Source organism: Methylobacterium sp. B1, from assembly GCF_000333255.1.
Lineage (GTDB): Bacteria > Pseudomonadota > Alphaproteobacteria > Rhizobiales > Beijerinckiaceae > Methylobacterium > Methylobacterium fujisawaense.
The window spans coordinates 1-1596 of the sequence record NZ_BACT01001048.1 but is presented as its reverse complement, the minus strand read 5'-3'; the positions used below and the strand labels follow the sequence as shown (position 1 = coordinate 1596).

The following is a 1596-nucleotide window of genomic DNA, read 5'->3' as shown; positions in this document are numbered from 1 at the left end:
CCGGCAGCCGCGGCAACGGCCGCCATGTGGTGGTCACGCGGCGGGCCCCGTGGGAAGCCTGCACGACGTTGCGGGCGATCGCCCGGGTGGCCGTCTCCTGCTGCGCCACCGAGGCCGCGACGCTGGCGGCGACCCCGTCGATCTCGCGGATCCGTGCGGTGATCGCGGCGATCACCGCGACCGCCTGATCGGTCACGCCCTGGATGCGGCTGATCTGTCCCGAGACGTCGCCCGTCGCCTGGGCCGCCTGCGCGGCGAGGTCCTTCACCTCGCTCGCCACGATCGCGAAGCCCCGCCCCGCCGCTCCGGCGCGGGCCGCCTCGATGGTGGCGTTGAGCGCCAGCAGGTTGGTCTGACGCGCGATGGCCCCGATCAGCTCCACCACCGCGCCGACCTTGGCGGCGGCGGCGCTGAGATCCTGCACGAGGGTCGCGGTCCGATCCGCTTCGACGACGGCGCTCCGAGCGAGGATGGCCGAGCCGCCGATCTGCCGGCCGATCTCCGCCACGGTGGTTTCGAGTTCCTCGGCGGCGGCCGCCACCGTGCCGACGTCGCGCGCGGCCGTCTCGGCGGCACCCGCGACCGCCGTGGATTCGCCGACGGTCCGCGTCGCCGTGACGGTCATGGTCCGGGCGGTGGTCTGGAGGGCGGCGATCGACTCCGACACCAAGCCGATGATGCGTCCCACCGTCAGCTCGAAGCCCTCGGCGAGCCGCAGGAGGGTCCGGCTGCGGTCGGCGGCGGCGTCCTCGGCCTGCCGCCGCGCGGCCTCTGCCTGCTCGACGGCCTTCCGCGCGACGAGGGCCTTGATGCCCGCGACGGCGCTGCCGATGGCACCGATCTCGTCGCTGCGCCGCGCTTCCGGGACCTCCGCGTCGAGCCGCCCGGCCGCCATGGCTTTCAGAGCGGCCGTCAACCGGCCGAGGGGGCGGGCGACGCCGACATGCACCACCAGAACACCGATCAGGATGCTGGCGGCGATGCCGCCCGCCGACAGGCTGATCGCCCAGGACAAGGTCGTGCGGGTGTCCGCGCTGAGGGCCGCGGAACCCGTGCGGATCGACGTGCTCAGATCGTCCACGAAGGCGTCGAGGGCGGCAAACAGCGTCTTCTGGAGCGGATCCACCTGCGTGTGCGCCAGCGTCAGGGCCTGGGCGCTCATGCCCTTCTTGGCCATGGCGCACATCTCGCCGGTGAGTGCGATGTAGGTGCCCAGGAGCGTCGCGATCCGGTCGGTCCGATCGTCGAATGTCGGGGCGTTCCGGCGCACGCCGTCGAGGAGGCGTGCGGCTTCGGCCGGAAGGGGCTCGAACGCGGCGCCGATGCGGTCCGACGCGTCCGGATCGGCCTCGCCGAGGGTGCGGAAGGCCACGTAGCTCATCTGATAGACCACGCGTCCGAGGCGTGCCGCCATCGTGGCCGCCGTGGCGTCGTTGCCGAGATAGGCGCTGTAGGCCGCATCGGCCGCGGTCATCCGTTTGGAGATGTACCATAGAAAGCCGAACGCATTCACCGCGATGAAGGCGAACGCGAAGGCGATCTTTGACGCAATGGGGAACTTGAAGTGGCGACGCACTGGGAAAAACTCCGCGCTGC

The 1596-nt window shown here is 71.9% G+C and carries 1 protein-coding gene; it reads right to left on the bottom strand.

From position 1 onward, the window contains the following. On the bottom strand, positions 1-1576 hold a 1576-nt coding region (locus I53_RS29210; RefSeq protein ID WP_043357695.1), incomplete at its 3' end, for a methyl-accepting chemotaxis protein. Positions 1577-1596 lie beyond the last annotated feature (20 nt).